At 34.3% G+C, this 16,750-nt stretch carries 18 protein-coding genes; 11 read left to right on the plus strand and 7 right to left on the minus strand.

What is annotated here, in order from left to right:
• The first annotated feature begins 37 nt into the window (after positions 1-37).
• On the plus strand, positions 38-994 hold the full coding sequence (locus WKI77_RS05190; protein WP_337860764.1) for an NAD(P)/FAD-dependent oxidoreductase: 957 nt from the start codon (positions 38-40) through the stop codon (positions 992-994).
• Between the two features lie 94 nt (positions 995-1,088).
• On the opposite strand, the gene WKI77_RS05195 is transcribed toward WKI77_RS05190, so the two are convergent.
• The gene (locus WKI77_RS05195; RefSeq protein WP_337860765.1) at positions 1,089-1,673 is read right to left on the minus strand and encodes an alpha/beta hydrolase; all 585 of its coding nucleotides are present in this window, start codon (positions 1,671-1,673) and stop codon (positions 1,089-1,091) included.
• A gap of 291 nt (positions 1,674-1,964) precedes the next feature.
• On the opposite strand from WKI77_RS05195, the gene ppsA reads away from it, so the two are divergent.
• Positions 1,965-4,325 carry a phosphoenolpyruvate synthase gene (gene ppsA / locus WKI77_RS05200; protein ID WP_337860766.1) on the plus strand — a complete coding sequence of 787 codons (2,361 nt, stop codon included), beginning with the start codon at positions 1,965-1,967 and terminating at the stop codon, positions 4,323-4,325.
• Here ppsA and WKI77_RS05205 read toward each other — a convergent pair whose 3' ends face one another.
• Positions 4,326-5,060 carry a hypothetical protein gene (locus WKI77_RS05205; protein ID WP_337860767.1) on the minus strand — a complete coding sequence of 245 codons (735 nt, stop codon included), beginning with the start codon at positions 5,058-5,060 and terminating at the stop codon, positions 4,326-4,328.
• 159 nt (positions 5,061-5,219) lie between these two features.
• On the opposite strand from WKI77_RS05205, the gene WKI77_RS05210 reads away from it, so the two are divergent.
• Together WKI77_RS05210 and WKI77_RS05215 are read left to right on the plus strand one after the other, a co-directional pair.
• Positions 5,220-6,140 carry an NAD-dependent epimerase/dehydratase family protein gene (locus WKI77_RS05210; protein WP_337860768.1) on the plus strand — a complete coding sequence of 307 codons (921 nt, stop codon included), beginning with the start codon at positions 5,220-5,222 and terminating at the stop codon, positions 6,138-6,140.
• A 70-nt stretch (positions 6,141-6,210) separates the two neighbouring features.
• Complete coding sequence (locus WKI77_RS05215; protein WP_337860769.1) at positions 6,211-6,552, plus strand: hypothetical protein; 342 nt, start codon at positions 6,211-6,213, stop codon at positions 6,550-6,552.
• On the opposite strand, the gene WKI77_RS05220 is transcribed toward WKI77_RS05215, so the two are convergent.
• Together WKI77_RS05220 and WKI77_RS05225 are read right to left on the minus strand one after the other, a co-directional pair.
• On the minus strand, positions 6,553-7,215 hold the full coding sequence (locus WKI77_RS05220; RefSeq protein WP_337860770.1) for a uracil-DNA glycosylase: 663 nt from the start codon (positions 7,213-7,215) through the stop codon (positions 6,553-6,555).
• Positions 7,212-7,919 carry an SDR family oxidoreductase gene (locus WKI77_RS05225; protein ID WP_337860771.1) on the minus strand — a complete coding sequence of 236 codons (708 nt, stop codon included), beginning with the start codon at positions 7,917-7,919 and terminating at the stop codon, positions 7,212-7,214. Before WKI77_RS05225 ends, WKI77_RS05220 begins: the two co-directional genes overlap by 4 nt.
• A gap of 87 nt (positions 7,920-8,006) precedes the next feature.
• On the opposite strand from WKI77_RS05225, the gene WKI77_RS05230 reads away from it, so the two are divergent.
• Entirely contained in the window at positions 8,007-8,312 is a 306-nt protein-coding gene (locus WKI77_RS05230; protein ID WP_337860772.1) for an NfeD family protein, read from the plus strand.
• Between the two features lie 28 nt (positions 8,313-8,340).
• Entirely contained in the window at positions 8,341-8,829 is a 489-nt protein-coding gene (locus WKI77_RS05235) for a TIGR00725 family protein (RefSeq protein WP_337860773.1), read from the plus strand.
• Here the strand turns inward: WKI77_RS05235 and WKI77_RS05240 are convergent.
• Positions 8,826-9,362: a hypothetical protein gene (locus WKI77_RS05240; protein WP_337860774.1), complete on the minus strand. Its 537-nt coding sequence runs from the start codon at positions 9,360-9,362 to the stop codon at positions 8,826-8,828. The two genes, WKI77_RS05235 and WKI77_RS05240, sit on opposite strands and share 4 nt — an antisense overlap.
• Before the next feature lie 51 nt (positions 9,363-9,413).
• On the opposite strand from WKI77_RS05240, the gene WKI77_RS05245 reads away from it, so the two are divergent.
• The 4 genes from WKI77_RS05245 to WKI77_RS05260 all read left to right on the plus strand — a co-directional run bounded on the left by WKI77_RS05245 (position 9,414) and on the right by WKI77_RS05260 (position 12,826).
• On the plus strand, positions 9,414-10,628 hold the full coding sequence (locus WKI77_RS05245; protein WP_337860775.1) for an acetyl-CoA C-acetyltransferase: 1,215 nt from the start codon (positions 9,414-9,416) through the stop codon (positions 10,626-10,628).
• A gap of 128 nt (positions 10,629-10,756) precedes the next feature.
• Positions 10,757-11,938, plus strand: coding sequence for an acetyl-CoA C-acetyltransferase (locus tag WKI77_RS05250; protein ID WP_337860776.1), 1,182 nt, complete (start codon positions 10,757-10,759; stop codon positions 11,936-11,938).
• 187 nt (positions 11,939-12,125) lie between these two features.
• Entirely contained in the window at positions 12,126-12,380 is a 255-nt protein-coding gene (locus tag WKI77_RS05255; RefSeq protein WP_337860777.1) for a hypothetical protein, read from the plus strand.
• Positions 12,377-12,826 (plus strand): PIN domain-containing protein, encoded by a 450-nt coding sequence (locus tag WKI77_RS05260; protein WP_337860778.1) that lies wholly within the window; start codon positions 12,377-12,379, stop codon positions 12,824-12,826. The genes WKI77_RS05255 and WKI77_RS05260 overlap by 4 nt, the downstream gene beginning before the upstream one ends.
• A gap of 1,120 nt (positions 12,827-13,946) precedes the next feature.
• On the opposite strand, the gene WKI77_RS05265 is transcribed toward WKI77_RS05260, so the two are convergent.
• Entirely contained in the window at positions 13,947-14,198 is a 252-nt protein-coding gene (locus WKI77_RS05265; protein ID WP_337860779.1) for a hypothetical protein, read from the minus strand.
• A gap of 35 nt (positions 14,199-14,233) precedes the next feature.
• Positions 14,234-15,889, minus strand: coding sequence for a dihydroxy-acid dehydratase (ilvD, locus tag WKI77_RS05270; protein WP_337860780.1), 1,656 nt, complete (start codon positions 15,887-15,889; stop codon positions 14,234-14,236).
• Positions 15,890-16,177: 288 nt separating this feature from the next.
• Between ilvD and WKI77_RS05275 the strand changes: the two genes are divergently transcribed.
• Positions 16,178-16,750, plus strand: a 573-nt coding sequence (locus WKI77_RS05275; protein ID WP_337860781.1) for a thiamine pyrophosphate-binding protein, incomplete at its 3' end; no start/stop codon positions are given.

Here is a 16,750-nt window from a genome sequence, read left to right on the forward strand (position 1 = left end):
GAAATAATTTAAGTATTGCGCAACAATTGCTGAATTAATGATAAAAATTGCTGGCCTTGGAATATCTGGAATATATCTTTATCATAGGCTTAGAAATTCTGGTTTCGACGTGAGTGGCTATGACCCGCAAAAGGACAATTATTACAATCCCTGCGGTTATGCGACAAACGAGTTTAAAATGTCTGAATACATGTCAAAAATCAACATAGACTTTAAAGATTATATACTCAGCCGAGCTGAAAGCATTACGTTTTCAGGCAATAATTTTACAGGGAAAACATTAACACCAAACGGGCTTTGCACTTTTGATAAAAACAAACTGGAAACAGATAGCAGAAAAGGCATTAAACGGCAAATCATTGCCCAGAAAAATGGCGATATTATAATAGACGCTACCGGGATATCGCGGTCATATCTCGGGCAAAATAACGCAGATATTCAATATAAAACACTGGAGTATTTAACAGAAGAATCCAATTTTCCTGATTTTTATTTTTATTTTCTTCCGAGGGGGAGAGGCTATTTCTGGAGTTTCCCGCTCGGCAATAAATTCCACATAGGCATTGGTTCTCGAACTACTGAAGACTTCTATATGGTCAGGAAATATAAGAAAATAAAAGTCGCATCCAGGAATATAAGGATGGCCCCATTATTTAACCCGGTTTGGAAAGGAAACATAATTGGAGTTGGAGAGGCAATTGGAACTGTATCACCTTTAACGGGAGAAGGAATATTGCCTTCCATCAAATCAGCGGAAATATTATTTGACTGCATCAGTAAATATGGAACTCAAAATTTAGGGGAGATTTATGAAGAAAAGATAGGGAAAGAATTCGGTTACTATGCAAAGCTTGCTTCAATGGTCTCTAATATTCAAAAAGGAAACATTGTTAAAATTGAGAACATACGTTCAATAAAATATGCCAAAAAAACAATCAATGAATTTGGAATTCAATTTAATATTTTACCATTTATACGCCATTTTGTTAAATAAAAAAAATTGAAAAATTTTATTAATTCCCATGGAAAGCATTTCCAAATTTATTCAGCATTGCATAAAAAGTTGAAAATAGATTAATTTATATGAATTATTTAAGTTTTGCAAGGAATTCCTTTATTTTTTCATTAAAGCCCTTTGGATCGTCCAGATAGCATGCATGTTGTCTTCCGATATTATAGAATTGAGCTACAGAATTATAGCGCATCAGCAGTTCATAATTATCCGGCGCGGAAATTGCATCGCTTTTCCCCCACAAAAGAAGCATGGGTTTTCCTTCTAGTTTACTCAAATTTGATTCAAATTCTGAAACTCCCACAGCACCGACCAGAACCAGACCTTTAACTTTATCCGGGTATTTTGTGGCAAATCCTGTAACTGCCTCTCCTCCCATTGATGCCCCGAGTATTACAACCGGCGGAAGGTGCAATATATCGACAAAGTTGGCTAGAAATGTATACATATCTATTGAAAGATTTTCCGATTTTCCATAACCAGGAAAATCCAATGAAATTGCATGAAATCCCGAATCTACAACGGTTTGGATGGTATCGGTTTCTTCATATGTTCGCGAATTAAATCTTGCTCCATGGCAGAAAATGAAAGGTGTTCCATTTCCATCCTCTATATAGTGAATTTTTGCATCGTTAATAACTACAAATTTATCTTCTAACATAATTGATTATGCTCACTACATAATTAAAATTTGTGAATTTTCAATCCACATAAAAATTTTAGCGATACTATTATTTTATTTAAACTTATTGTTTTTATGTAATTTATAATAGATTTATGAACAAATGCGTGGAAATCGTTAATAATACGGAGTTATAGACTGGATAATATTGATAATGAGGCATGAAATTTATAAATTCCGAAACTTTTACTATATCTTATCTACGGGTATTGACGAAAAATGACTATTAATACAGATAGTAGTTAAATACCTAAAAAAAATATTTAGTTAATGACAGATAAAACTAGCATTAGAATTCTGTGGTTTAGTGAGATTTCAAAAGAAGATGTGCCTATTGTGGGAGGAAAATCCGCGAATTTGGGCGAAATGATAAAAATAAAAAGCATACCTGTACCAAATGGATTTTCTACAACAAGTTTTGCTTATAAGGAGTTTATAAAGGAAAATGATCTGGATGACAGAATCATTGATCTTATAAATCAAACAGATATTGATAATTCAAGAAAATTAAAGGAAACAAGTGAGAAAATTAAAGACCTTTTCCTTAAAGCGCATTTCAATAAACAACTTGGAATGGAAATAAGAGAATATTACAGAAAACTTATTGAAAAGGAAAAAAATATATATGTTGCAGTCAGGTCATCGGCAACATCCGAAGATTTGCCGGATGCAAGTTTTGCAGGGGAACAGGATACATTTTTAAATATCCATGGAGAAGATGAAGTTGTCCAGAACATAAAATTATGCTATGCCAGCCTGTTCAGCCCCAGAGCTATTTATTACAGGGAAAAAAAACATTTCGGCCATTTCAATATATATCTGGCTGCAGCGGTTCAAAAACAATTATTTTCTGAAGCGTCCGGGGTAATGTTCACAGTCGATGTATCAACTGGAGATACCTCTAAGATTATTGTAGAATCAAGCTATGGACTTGGCGAATACATTGTAGGGGGCGTTGTAACTCCAGATACTTATTATATTGATAAAAACACAATGACAATTTCCAATAAAATAATTACCAGTAAAAATAAAATGCTAAAATGTTTGGAAACCGGTGGAACAGAGGAATTGGTCGTTGATAAAGAAATGGCCAATAAACAGTCTATTTCTGATGATGAAGTTATAAAACTTGCAAATTATGGGAGATTGCTGGAAAAGCATTATGGAAACAGTATGGATATAGAATGGGCTAAGGACTCATTTGACCATAAAATATATATTTTACAGGCGAGATTTGAAACTGTATGGAATGATAATAAAAGAGATGAAAATATGGAACAACAAAATGTAATGGATGAAAATAATGTTATTTTAAAAGGTTTGCCTGCTTCTCCTGGAAAGGTTTCGGGTACTGCCAGAATATTATATTCTGTTGATGAAATGGAACAATTTAAGGACGGGGATATACTGATTACAAAAATGACAGCCCCTGACTGGGTCCCAGTAATGGGAAAAGCCAGAGCCATTATTACCGACGAAGGCGGACTTACATGCCATGCTGCGATAGTATCCAGAGAACTTGGAGTCCCATGCATCGTCGGAACATCTTCATTCGGCAAAAAGGCAACTGAAACCATTAAAAATGGTGAAATAATAACGGTAGATGCAAAGAACGGGCTTGTTTACCCCGGAAAACTAATTAAACAGGAAGATGAGAAAAAACCTGCAAATAATGTATCGTATGAAAGCGAGATTATCACCGGTACAAAGGTTATGGTTAATATGGGGGAGCCACAGCTTTCCGAAAAAGTTTCAAAATTGCCCTCTGATGGCATTGGGCTGATGAGAGAAGAATTCATATGGGCAGAAATCGGTGAACATCCTCTTTCATTAATAAAAAATGGCAGAGGTGAGTATTTTGTTGATAAACTGTCTTCTGAACTTGCACGGGTGTGCAGAGATTTTGCACCAAGGCCGGTAGTTTTAAGGTTTTCAGATTTTAAATCTGATGAATACAAAAGCCTGATAGGCGGCAAAGAGTTTGAACCGGAAGAGGATAACCCGCTTCTTGGATGGAGAGGCGCTTCCAGATACTATGATGACCGTTACAAGGATGCTTTTAAACTTGAATTAATGGCAATTAAGAAGGCGAGAGATGAATACCTGCTGAAAAATCTATGGGTCATGATACCATTTACCAGAACTGTTGAGGAATTGAAGAGAGTTGTTAAAATAATGGAGGATAATGGCCTTGAAAGGACAAAGGACTTTAAACTCTTCCTTATGTCTGAGATCCCGAGCAATATCATACTTGCAGATAAATTTAACCAGTATGTTGATGGATATTCTATCGGCTCCAATGACCTTACCATGCTTCTCCTTGGTTCTGACAGGAATAATGGAAAAATGAGTTCCATGTTTGACGAGCGGGACCTTGCAGTAAAAAGGGCAATACGGTATCTGATAAAAATAGCGCACAGAGATGGTAAAATTGTGTCAATATGTGGACAGGCACCTTCCCAGTATGATGAAATTGTTGATTTTCTTGTAAGATCAGGTATTGATGATATTTCTGTAAATCCGGATGCAGTTGTGCATGTGAAAAAAATTGTTGCATCTGTCGAGAAAAGGGTTCAACTGGAAGCTGCACTGGGAAAGGTCCAGATAGATCCAGATTGGGATTTGCCATAATCATTCAAAAATATTTATTTTACTTAATTTAAAATTTTTCTTGAATATATATGAATTGTTATTTTTATCAAAATTTATAATTACATATCCTTCCAAAAAGAGTTCATGAAATTTCGATCTTATCAACATTTTAGCCTTTAAGGCACCGTCAATATCAGTTTTCTTAAATTCGTAAAAATCTTTTATCATTTTGATTCCTATGACATCCTTTTCCGGTTTCTCATTAAATGCCATCTGGTAACCATCAACAGTGTTAATAAATTGTGGTTCTTCATAAGACCTGTTATAATTTTCATGAATGTGCCATTCTGCTACAAGGCGATCAGTTGGAACGCCTTTATTGATTCCGTCATCCATTATTCCATAAAAATTATCGAGATAAGTTCGTGATACCGCTCCTAGCTTTCCAATATTGAAATAGCCATTAAGGCTCATTACAGGATCGAATGTCCAGGCAATCATGTCATAGCCATAATTAAGTGCCAGTTCCCTCTGCTTTATTTTAAGCGCGTATCCGGCACCTGAATATTTCTGTTCATCAATCACACCTGTCATGTGTGAATATAAATAAACCTGGCCTTTTTTATAGCCAGGGTATGAAAAACTCATTCCTATTAACCTGTTTCCATCGAATGCACCAAGCACAAAGCCCCCGTGATATGCCATGGAATGTATTGTATCTTTAAAACCTGATAATGCACTTTCACTGTGCCATGCAGATTTTATAATTTCCATGAAGTCACTTATTTGTGATGAATTTTCAATAATTCTTACATCCATATACCATTATTGCAAACTAAATTTAAATGTGAGCTAAAACATAGCTCGAGTTTTAAATTCAATAATGTGTAGAAAAATAAAAAACTTATTTATATATACTTATAATTACCAGTTATGTCAATTAAGAATAAGGAAATACTTGTTACTGGTGGCGCAGGTTTTATAGGCTCTAATCTGGTGAATGCATTATCAAAGGAAAACCATGTATATGCACTTGATGATCTTCAAACAGGGTCATTGCATAATTTAGAGGAATCCGCCGATAGAATAGAATTTATTAAAGACAGAGTTAAAAATATTAATGATTATGAAATAAATCCTGATTATATTTTCCATATTGGAATATATTCTTCTTCTCCAATGTATAAGAATAATCCTCATCTAATAGCAAATGCAATAGATGACCTTATAACTGTCCTCGAATATGGAAAGAAATCCAAATCAAAAATTGTTTATGCTTCAACTTCCTCAATTTATAATGGCATAGATATACAAAAAGAAGATGTTATACCAAAGGTCTCTGATTATTATACAGAGGCCAGAATAGCAATGGAGAGAATAGCAAACCTTTACTGCAATCTTTACGGAATGGATGTTTCGGGAATGAGGTTCTTCTCAGTATATGGCTACAATGAAAGGTCAAAGAAGATATATGCAAATCTGGTATCTCAGTTCCTCTGGGCAATGCATGACAATGTAGCACCTGTACTGTATGGCGATGGAGAACAGAAAAGGGATTTCGTTTTTATTGACGACCTGGTAAATGCACTCATGTTGGCTGCGGAGAATAATAAAAAATTCAATGTTTACAATGTTGGAACAGGGAAAAACTATACACTGAATGAAATGGTAAAAATTCTTAATAAACATCTTGGTAAGAGTATAAAATCTGAATACATCGAAAATCCAATGAAAGATACCTATGTATACTATACCCTTGCAGATATTAAAAAAACTGAGGAAAAAATCGGATTTAAAGCGAAAATATCTCTTGATGAGGGAATAGATAAGCTAATAAAATATTATAATTATTAAATTTTGTAAATTAATACTTTAGTATTAAAGTAAACATAGATTTTAATATTATTTTTTCATTGATAATACGATGGCAGTATCACAGAGAAAGGGAATGTTTATTCCAAAAAGAGCAACATTCGTACGCAGGAGAAAACATTCTTCCAGGGAAAGATTTGAGCCCGGTTACTTAACCAAGGAAAAGCAAAAATTGAAGAATGAAAAGGATAATATCACAAACCTCAAAAAAGCTTTAAATAAATGTGGTGCCAGGATGGATTGCGTCAGAAAAGTTATTAAAAGAAGCAGGATATGCCGGCACAGTTTTGAGGAAATAGAATCTGAATATAATAAGGCAATAAGAGTGTATATGCGAAATGGTGGATATATGCATCTTGAAAATGATAAATGGCTTTACCACAAAAAAGAATGATCAATTTATAAAATTCTTTATCTCTTTTAATAGTGCTATAAAATCTTCCTTTTTTAAAAGGCCGGTATTCACATTTCTCGGACTTGGATGGTATGAGCAGTATAGTCTTATCCCAGCTATATCATAGTACTTTTCATTGATGAATTTAATGCCAGTAGTTTTGATATTTCTGGATCTGAAGTATTTTATTATGGAATCAAATGAAATTTTACCAAGGCAAAGTATGGCTTTTAGTTTATGCATTGCATCTATTTCTTTTTCAATATAAGGATTGCAATTCTCAAGCTCGCATTTTAGAGGTATGTTATCAGGTGGAGCACATTTTAAAGCAAGAGTAATATACATGTTATTGTATTTTAAGCCGTCATTAATGTTTTCTGATACAGGAATATTGGTAAATCCCGCTTCGTACATTGATGAAATAAGGAAATCGGAACTTTTGTCTCCGGTGAATATTCTCCCGGCTCGGTTTCCACCATTAAAGGCAGGAGCAAGCCCAACAACAAGTAATTTTCCATTTATATCACCATAGCCTGTCAGTGGCTTATTCCAGTATGTTTCAATTGCATATTTCTCCGGAACAGATCTTGTATTCCTGTATTCGACCAATCGGGAGCATTTTCTGCATGCAATTATTTCTTTATTGAGTTCTTCAATGCTCATTTTAAACTGTGCCCTCCATCTACAGGTATTACGGCACCATTTATCCATGAGGAATTTCCGTCAATAAGGTAGGTTATTACATTGGAGATATCCTCAGGTGGCGTTTCCAGATCTCCATATTTCCTCATTTTTGAATAATCTCTCCCTATTTCAAAGCACTGCTTTATATATTCAGGAGCAACAACATTTACCCTTATCCCTCTATTGAGAAGTTCTGATGCCATTATTTTTGCGGCCTTTTCCAGAGCGGATTTAGAGATTGTATATGATAAAAGGTGCGTTTTGTTTTTCGTTGAAACCGACGAATTGCTGATAAAAATTATTGATGAACCATATTCCATGTGCTTCACTGCATATTTTGCCAGATATAACGGAATTTTTAAATGATTGAGGAGCATCTGATCAAGCCCTTTTAAATCTTCAATATTATCTTCTATAAAGCCACCTACCATTATTACCAGTGCATTTAATGATTTTAATGAATAGATCGATTCTTCAATAAGTGCTTCGCAGCTCTTTTCATCGTTTAATTCCTTTGCAATATAATCTATTTTGCCGTATATTGAATACTCTGAAACTATTTGTTTTAACTTTTCATTATTTCTTGAATTTATGACCACATGATTGTGGTTTAGCAACAGGTTATAACTGAGTGATCTTCCAAGCGATCCAGTACCTGCTATCAGTATATTTTTTCCAGACATACTTATATGATTGACTGCACTTTAAAATATATTTTGTTTTCCTTTTAAAATATTAACCTTAATATATTTCTTTTACATGTATTTTTTATGGGAGACGTAATAGTAATTGGCTATATACTGGATACAATAGTTTCATTTTTCATAGGTGCGTGGTTTGCAAGATTCTGGATCAGGCATCCGTTTAGAAGGCAGCCGGCAACGGGAAAAACTTCAATGATAGGGAAAACCGGAGAAATTAAATCATCACTGAAGAATAACTATTATGAAATTGCAGTTGATTCACAGATATGGAGAGCAGTGCCTGATGATCCAAAAGAAACTTTTACAAAGGGTGAAATTGCCTATGTAAAATCTGTTAGAGATATAACTCTGTACATATCTAAAATCAAATAATTATATACTATTCATAAATATAATAAATATGTATCAGTATCATATTGGAGTCATAGGCGGAAGTTTTGCAGATGAAAAATATTGCCAGATCGCATACAAAATAGGAGAAAAGCTTGCTGAAAACAACTGTGCCGTTTTTTGTGGCGGCAATGGTGGAATAATGGAGTGTGTTGCACACGGTGTATACGACAATAAAGGTATGGTTATAGGAATTCTGCCTGGAGAAGATAGAATGGCAGGAAATAAATATTTATCACTTGCGATTCCAACTGGAATTGGATATTTACGAAATTTCTTTATTGTACGGGCATCTGATGCTATTATAGCAATTGAGGGCTATTCTGGAACAACGTCAGAAGCAGCTTTCGCACTTACAGAAGGCAAAACCGTAATTTCTGTTGGAGAACTGAATATAAATACAAAACATGGCGATGGAAAATTAATAAAGGAGAACGACCCTGAAAAGGTTATCTCTATAGCACTGGATGAAGCTAAAAAATTTATAAAAAAAATTTAGTTATTTTGTTTTTTTAACAGATGTACTTTGGTAAGGTGTGATACCATAAACACTATAAAGAATATACCAATTAAATATTCCACTATTACATCACCAAGAAGCCCGAAATGAACGGTAAACATTTTGTAAGGGCCAAGAAGAATATAAAGGGTTGATATGCCTACCAATACCATAATAAGTATAACAAGTGCCGGTTTCAATGACCTCAGTTTTTCGAAATATAAAAACGCGGGCGTTATAATAAGAATGATGCTGAGTGGAAATGCAATTTCAGTAACACTGTTCCACTTAACATGTCCTATATCTTTAATCTGCACTGATGCTATAATTATTAATATAAGCCCAACAATAATTATGCCTAATTCTATATATAATTTGATATCTGATTTTGGTTTTTCAGGTTTAGCGTTGACAGTTTGCTGGTTTTGCTTGCTTTCTTCCACGCCTGCAACATTTTCGTTATTATTATATTGATTATTCTCAGTATTCTCAATATTATCAGTATCTGAATTCTCATTATTTTGATCTGCCATTAACGTGGAATAATACTTATATTATTAAATTTTCCTATAACCTGTCGTTCGATGATAGACGATGATAAAATACATATGGGCTATATGAATTATGATACTATGGAAGATGTGTATATAGTTTCTGCAAAACGTACACCCATTGGCAAATTTGGGAAATCATTTTCAAAGATCAGGGCTACTGAACTGGGTGCATCCGCTATTAAAGGAGTTATTCAGGATTCGGGCATTGATAAAGACTTAATAGAGGAAGTTATAATGGGAAACGTTATCCAGGCAAATGTTGGCCAGAATCCTGCCGGCCAGGCTGCTTTTTATGCCGGACTTAAACCGGAGGTTACGAAAAACACCGTAAATGTAGTATGTGCTTCAGGAATGCTTGCAACTGAAAATGCTGCAAGAGAAATTATGCTTGGAGAACATGATATAATAGTTTCAGGAGGATTTGAAAATATGAGCAACTCCCCTTTAATCTTGCCTTCTGAATTTAGATGGGGCCCAAAGCAGCTTCTTTATAAAAATTTAAAAATAGAGGATTCTATGCTTGTTGATGGTTTAATTGATTCACTGTATGGAGAGCACATGGGTGTTTCCGCAGAGCATTCTGCAAAAAAATATGGAATTACAAGAGAACAGGCAGATGAATTTTCTGTTGAAAGCCAGAATAGGGCATTGAGGGCAACGGAATCGGGAGAATTTGCAAAGGAAATTGTAAAGGTTGAGAATGTTGAAAAAGATGAGGGCATAAGAAAAACATCTATGGAAGACCTGGCAAAATTGAATACTGCATTCGACAGAAATGGGATTCTTACAGCCGGAAGCTCTTCACAGCTTTCGGATGGTGCATCAGCATTGCTTCTGGTTTCGGAAAGAGCGTTAAATGAATATGGGTTGAAACCAGTTGCAAAAATTACAGGTTTCAGTTCTGCTTCCCTCGATACAAGAGATTTTGTGGAAGCGCCAATACCCGCTACACGCAAACTGCTTTTTAAGCAGCACAAAAAAATAGATGACTATGACCTTATTGAGCATAATGAGGCATTTTCCGTAGCTTCTATTATAGTCAGAGACCAGCTTGGAATCGACAAGGATAGATTCAATGTAAATGGCGGTGCGATTGCTATAGGCCATCCGCTAGGAAATAGCGGATCCAGAATAATTGTAACTTTAATAAACGCACTTCAGAGCAGGCATATGAAAACCGGATTGGCAACGATATGCCACGGTGGCGGTGGGGGGCATACATTAACATTGGAACTTGTGGAGTAATTTCTTTGTTTAAGTTACATTTATTTTTTCAAAAGGTTTCATAAGCAATGCTTATTAAACTTATTATTATAATTGTATAAATTTGTTAATATGCATTATTGCATATTTAAAATAAAAGAGTGATTGATATGAAAGATGTTTACATAACATATTACAAACGGACACCGTTTTCAAGAGCAAAACCGGATAAGCCTGAAAAAGATGCATATAATGGAATTTCAATGGATGTGTTGCTTTCCAGGCTTATAAGAGATTCTTTAGGCACCGGAATTAATCCAGAAGATATAGGAGATGTAATTACTGGATGTGCCATTCAGGCAGGCGAAAACTGGACATATGGAGGAAGGCACCAGGTTCTATTATCAGATTTGCCGGTATCAGTCCCAGCAATGTCTATAGACCGTGCCTGTTCATCTTCCCTGAATGCAACAGCAATAGGTGCAATGGAAATTCAAACCGGAAATTCCGATATAGTTCTGGCTGGGGGAATGGAACATATGACACATGTCCCTCTTTATAATGATCCGTATGTAAAATACAGTGATGAACTGATGAATAACCCAAAATATAAAAAATTTGATATGGATGTCTCATACCACGTGGGGCTAACAGCTGAAAAACTTGCCCGATTAAATAACATATCAAGGGAAGAAATGGATATCTTTTCATTCGAATCACAGAAACTTACTGCAAAATCAATTGAAAATGGATATTTTAATGGTGAAATCCTACCTGTGACAGTCAAGCATGAAGGGATTGAAAAAACGATTAATCTGGATCAGACACCACGCCCTGAATCGACTCTTGAGGGTATAAGAAAGCTTAAACCAGCCTTTGTAGAAGATGGGCTTGTGACCGCAGGAAATTCGCCACCATTAAGCTCAGGAGCTTCATTGCTGATGCTGGTCTCCGGAGAAAAATTAAATGAATATGGATTGAAACCTCTTGCTAAAGTCATAGATTATGCGGCAGCTGGAGTTGATCCAACAATTATGGGCCATGGTCCTGTCCCTGCAACACAAAAACTGTTAAAGAAGAACAATTTATCGGTTGATGATATAGATTACTGGGAAATAAATGAAGCATTTGCTGTGGTTACACTGAATGCGATGAAACATCTGAACATAGACAGAAATCGTGTTAACATTCATGGGGGATCTGTAGCTATAGGGCATCCACTGGGAGCTACTGGAGCAAGAATAGCAGGAACACTTGCAAGAACATTGCAGGAAAAAAAGGGAAATATGGGAATCGCAACTCTATGTGTTGGCGGAGGACAGGGATACTCCATGTTAATAGAAAGGGTTTAATAAATATTTTTTATAAATTATTAAGACGGTTCAAATTATAACACTTAAATACATTTTTCCATACATCAAACTATTTGGGCATTTTAAACCATCATTAAATCATATATCATTGCCCTCAGTTGAATATTATTACAATCATAGTTCAATTTATAAAAAAATATAAGTATGGTATACGGATAAAGTATACATGAATACAGATGTTGTTCCCTTGAGGTTGGATAAAACAACGTTAACTAAAATAGACAAAATGGTAGAAGCTGGCATATTCAACTCAAGAAATGCAGCATTAAATATAATTATAAAAACAGGAATAAAAAACTTTGACTTCTGGAATAATATATTAAGCATCTCAAATAGCTACGATCAGAATTATGATGATAGGGTATCCCTACGCCTCAATAATGCATTGAATAAATTTTTAAAGGATCGTGACAGATTTTGAATTATCTTGATACGAGTGTGGTTATAATCCTTCTGGATAGGAAAGATTATAGATTTTCAAATGTAAATAATATAATAAATGAGGGGGATTGCGTTATGTCAGATCTTGGGCTTGTTGAATTAACCTCTTATTTAAGTCGCAATAACATTGAAAATCCACCTGCATATGCGATCCATTTAGTTAGGAAATACAAAATAAATTTATTATCAAAAATTGACAACACATTTATTCCGGGATTTGGCAATGTAAATACAGTATTATCTACATCCTTAAATTTATCCGATAAATTGAAGTTAAAAACATTGGATTTAATTCATGTTTCAAATTGTATTGAATTAAAAATTAATGATTATAATATTGTTAATTTATATACTGCGGATAAGGAATTTATTAAAGCCAAAAAAACTCTAAGCGAATATAAAATAGATTTAAAGATTATTGATTAATTTTATCTATTGTCTAAAATTTCTGATTGAATTATAATTAATAAAATATACAGGAATTTAGTTTATGATGCATTAAAAAAATATAGTTTGAAATAATAATATTAAAATAGATAAATAAAATATTTATAGGAATACCGTTCACTTTTGTTCCAGTATACAGGCATGAATTCGGGAAAAACATCAATATCAGTAATGATAATCCGACATTGCATCAAAAATAGCGATCGGCAAATGTGTACGGTACAAAAAAGCAAGGTTAAAAACAAAGCTTAACCTGAATATGTTTGATGAAATAAAAGGTGCATTTATAAAGCTCTTCAGAATTAGAACTTGATCTTTCAAGATTTTGTTATTTTAAATAATAAATTTTAAGGCAATTGTAGAAAAATTTATTTGGATACGTTTTCTTAAGTGAATGACTATGGCTATAAACTTCTTTGCTTATAATGTGCTTTATTTTCTGGGAATTAACATAATGCTGATAATTATAAATGTTTATTTTGGATTTTTTTCACCAAAAAAGGAGAAATTTCTTTTAAGATTTTCAAAATTTTTTTCTTATTTTATCATATTTATCGCTATAATATATTCCATTATTACAGTTTTTCTACTGGATTATTTCAGAAATATCTATTTTATAAATATAAATACAATCGAAAATAGTAATAATAGTAAATTTTTATTTAAAGAGGTAATTGCTTCAGGTCATATTATGATTCAAATTGAATTAAGTGAAATTATATTTTTATTGGTTGCTATAATTTTTGCAGTACTTGTTACAACTCATGAAAAACACAAGAAAAAAAAATAGTTAGGTTATCTCTTTTATAAGATTCCTATTTAATTTTAAATTTCCGATAATGTGTATAGTACAGTTTTGTTTATTTTTACAAAAAGTATTTCAGTTATTGTAAATATATCTGGGTTTCCTTTATTATAACATATATTTTATTTAAGTAGTTATAGGAGGCGGGTGTTCTAATAAACTTCTTCAATTTCTGTTAATATTGTTAATTATAATTTTTGATAAAACCCGATACACTCAAACGAATTATAATGAAAACATTATAAAATAAATTACTGGGTTCAATCAATAAAAATTTAATTTAAATTTTCAAATTTATAACTTTCTTAAAAGATCTAGATACTCTACAAGGTCTTCATAATCCCTTATAAGGTGAAGTATATCAATTCCCAGCGCTTCCATCATTGTAAGTGCAAGAGAAAGGTTTTCTTCGCTTTCTTCTGAAAGCTTTTGATTGTTCAATTTATCATAGATTTCATTGAAATTCTTTTCAGCTTTTTCCCTGAACTCGTCAAGCTGCTTTGTTACATCATCCTCTAATTTATTCATGTCTTCTGTGCTATCCATTAATCGCTATTAATAAAAAATATATATTATTTTGGTTATTGCATCACAGCACCTTTAGCAGATGATGATACCAGTCTTGCATACTGGTTTAAAAGGCCTGTTTCGTATCTTATGTCAGGCTTTTTCCACTCTTTTCTCCTTTTTTCTATTTCCTGCTCATCTACCAGAAGGCTGATCTTTCTATTTGGTGCATCTATTTCGATAATATCGCCATCTTTAATAAGGGCAATTAAACCGCCATCCATTGCTTCAGGTGCAATGTGCCCTACCATAATTCCTCTTGTGGCACCTGAAAATCTTCCGTCCGTTATCAATGCAACACTGTCACCAAGACCTTCACCTATTAATTCTGAAGTTACTGAAAGCATTTCCCTCATTCCTGGCCCTCCTTTAGGTCCTTCGTATCTTATTACAATGGTATCTCCCGCCGTTATTTTTTTATCTTTAATGGCCTTGAAAGTTTCTTCTTCTGAATTAAATGCCTTTGCAGGGCCCTTATGGTATTTAACCCTGGAAGCTGAAGTTTTGAATACACCGCCATCTGTTGCAAGATTTCCTTTCAATATGCTTATTCCACCATCAGGTTTGTATGGCTTTTCAAAATCAGATATAATATCATTTTTGTACACTTTTATATCCTTAAGATTTTCCTTTATTGTTTTCCCTGTTACTGTTAACTGATCACCATTCAGAAGGCCATGGTCCAGCAGAACTTTTATTAATACTGGAACTCCGCCAGCGTTATCGAGATCCGCCATAACATATTCTCCGGAAGGTTTCATGTTAACTATTTCTGGAACTTTTCTTGAAATTCTGTCAAAGTCATCCAGATTTAACTTTATTCTGGCTTCATGTGCTATTGCCAGAAGGTGCAGGACAGCATTGGTAGATCCGCCGGAAGCCATCAATACAGTTATTGCATTGTAAAATGATTCTTCTGTTAATATGTCTCTTGGCTTTAATCCATTTTCTATAAGTTGCATTACTGTCTGTCCGGTTTTATAGGCAAATTCTTTCCGTGCTCCATCAACTGCCGGTGGTGATGCACTACCAGGCAATGCAAGGCCAAGTACTTCAGTCATCATGGCCATAGTATTTGCTGTGTAAAGCCCGCCACATGCTCCTGCAGTTGGCACTGCATTGTTTTCCATGAGTTTGAAATCCTGCAATGTCATGGCATTATTCATGTATGATCCTACAGCTTCAAACAGATCACCGACTGCTATACGCTTTCCCCTGTAATAACCCGGTAAAGTGGTGCCAGAATACATAACAATTGATGGTATATTCATTCTTGCCATTGCCATCATCATTCCTGGAGATGTCTTATCACATCCAGATAGTGCAGCAAAACCATCATAGCCATGTGCATTAACTGTAAGTTCTATGGTATTTGCTATGAGTTCCCTGCTAACAAGAGAATATTTCATTCCTTCAGTACCCATTGCTATTCCATCTATGACAACTGGTGTGGTAAACACTCTCGGAGTTCCATGCATGCTTCTTACTCCTTCTTTTGTATCATTTGCCAGTGAAAGAACATGTATGTTGCATGGGCCCGCCTCATTCCATGCTGCTGCGACACCAACCATGTAATTTTTAAGATCGTCGTCATTTAAACCCATAGCTTTCATATATGACCTGTTTGGTGCTCTTTCTGGACCACTGTATGTTAAATCAGAACGCTTCATTTTTAAATTAAATTCAATATCTTATTTAACATTTTTTAATATTGCTTCAAAAAATGAAAAATGGAGAAAAACTTAATGAAAATAATTAAATAGTATGAAGTGTTATTAGAGATTACCTTTATTGTAGTATTGTTGCAGCGTTAAATACGATTGAAAATGACTGTCAATGAATCTGTAATACGGTAGAGTGAGAAAAATGAATGTGAATAGGTTTATCTAACATCTGTGGCATATTTTTTAAGGCCAGATTATATAATAGCAGGCTATTGAGTTTTAAAGTTTTTGAAGGTGTTTTTCTTGAAAGGTTCTAAATTACTTGTTGAATCCTTAAAAAGGGAAGGTGTAAAGGACATATTCGGCATACCCGGGTTATATAACATGCCAATGTATGATTCTATGATAGAAGATATGGAAAGTGGAGAATTACGCCATATTTTAATGCGGCATGAACAGGCAGCTGCACATGCTGCTGATGGATATGCCAGGGCAACCGGGATTCCTGGTGTATGCACTGCAACTGCAGGACCTGGCGTTACAAATATAGTAACCGGGCTTATCACAGCATACCAGGATTCATCTCCTGTTGTTGCAATTACAGGCGCTGTCAACAGGAATTCAATGGGAAAACTATCATTCCAGGAATCCGATACTTTAGGAGTCTCATTTCCAGTAACAAAATATGCAGTGGAAGTAAAAACCATAGAAGAAATACCTGTGTGGGTTAAAAACGCTTTTTATATAGCTTCTACAGGAAGGCCAGGCCCTGTTGTCGTTGATGTGCCAAGAGATGTTCAGATGGAGGATATAGAAAATGTCAAAGAACCTGAAGGATATACAGTACATTACAAACCTTTTGAAACC

Origin of the sequence: Ferroplasma sp., assembly GCF_037442045.1 — an archaeon.
In the GTDB taxonomy this organism is placed as follows: domain Archaea; phylum Thermoplasmatota; class Thermoplasmata; order Thermoplasmatales; family Thermoplasmataceae; genus Ferroplasma.

Bases quoted from the DNA above. Each gene is read 5' to 3' on its own strand.
- WKI77_RS05190 (WP_337860764.1), top strand. From the start codon at position 38: ATGATAAAAATTGCTGGCCTTGGAATATCTGGAATATATCTTTATCAT.
- WKI77_RS05195 (WP_337860765.1), bottom strand. From the start codon at position 1,673: ATGTTAGAAGATAAATTTGTAGTTATTAACGATGCAAAAATTCACTAT.
- ppsA (WP_337860766.1), top strand. From the start codon at position 1,965: ATGACAGATAAAACTAGCATTAGAATTCTGTGGTTTAGTGAGATTTCA.
- WKI77_RS05205 (WP_337860767.1), bottom strand. From the start codon at position 5,060: ATGGAAATTATAAAATCTGCATGGCACAGTGAAAGTGCATTATCAGGT.
- WKI77_RS05210 (WP_337860768.1), top strand. From the start codon at position 5,220: ATGTCAATTAAGAATAAGGAAATACTTGTTACTGGTGGCGCAGGTTTT.
- WKI77_RS05215 (WP_337860769.1), top strand. From the start codon at position 6,211: ATGGCAGTATCACAGAGAAAGGGAATGTTTATTCCAAAAAGAGCAACA.
- WKI77_RS05220 (WP_337860770.1), bottom strand. From the start codon at position 7,215: ATGAGCATTGAAGAACTCAATAAAGAAATAATTGCATGCAGAAAATGC.
- WKI77_RS05225 (WP_337860771.1), bottom strand. From the start codon at position 7,919: ATGTCTGGAAAAAATATACTGATAGCAGGTACTGGATCGCTTGGAAGA.
- WKI77_RS05230 (WP_337860772.1), top strand. From the start codon at position 8,007: ATGGGAGACGTAATAGTAATTGGCTATATACTGGATACAATAGTTTCA.
- WKI77_RS05235 (WP_337860773.1), top strand. From the start codon at position 8,341: ATGTATCAGTATCATATTGGAGTCATAGGCGGAAGTTTTGCAGATGAA.
- WKI77_RS05240 (WP_337860774.1), bottom strand. From the start codon at position 9,362: ATGGCAGATCAAAATAATGAGAATTCAGATACTGATAATATTGAGAAT.
- WKI77_RS05245 (WP_337860775.1), top strand. From the start codon at position 9,414: ATGATAGACGATGATAAAATACATATGGGCTATATGAATTATGATACT.
- WKI77_RS05250 (WP_337860776.1), top strand. From the start codon at position 10,757: ATGAAAGATGTTTACATAACATATTACAAACGGACACCGTTTTCAAGA.
- WKI77_RS05255 (WP_337860777.1), top strand. From the start codon at position 12,126: ATGAATACAGATGTTGTTCCCTTGAGGTTGGATAAAACAACGTTAACT.
- WKI77_RS05265 (WP_337860779.1), bottom strand. From the start codon at position 14,198: ATGGATAGCACAGAAGACATGAATAAATTAGAGGATGATGTAACAAAG.
- ilvD (WP_337860780.1), bottom strand. From the start codon at position 15,889: ATGAAGCGTTCTGATTTAACATACAGTGGTCCAGAAAGAGCACCAAAC.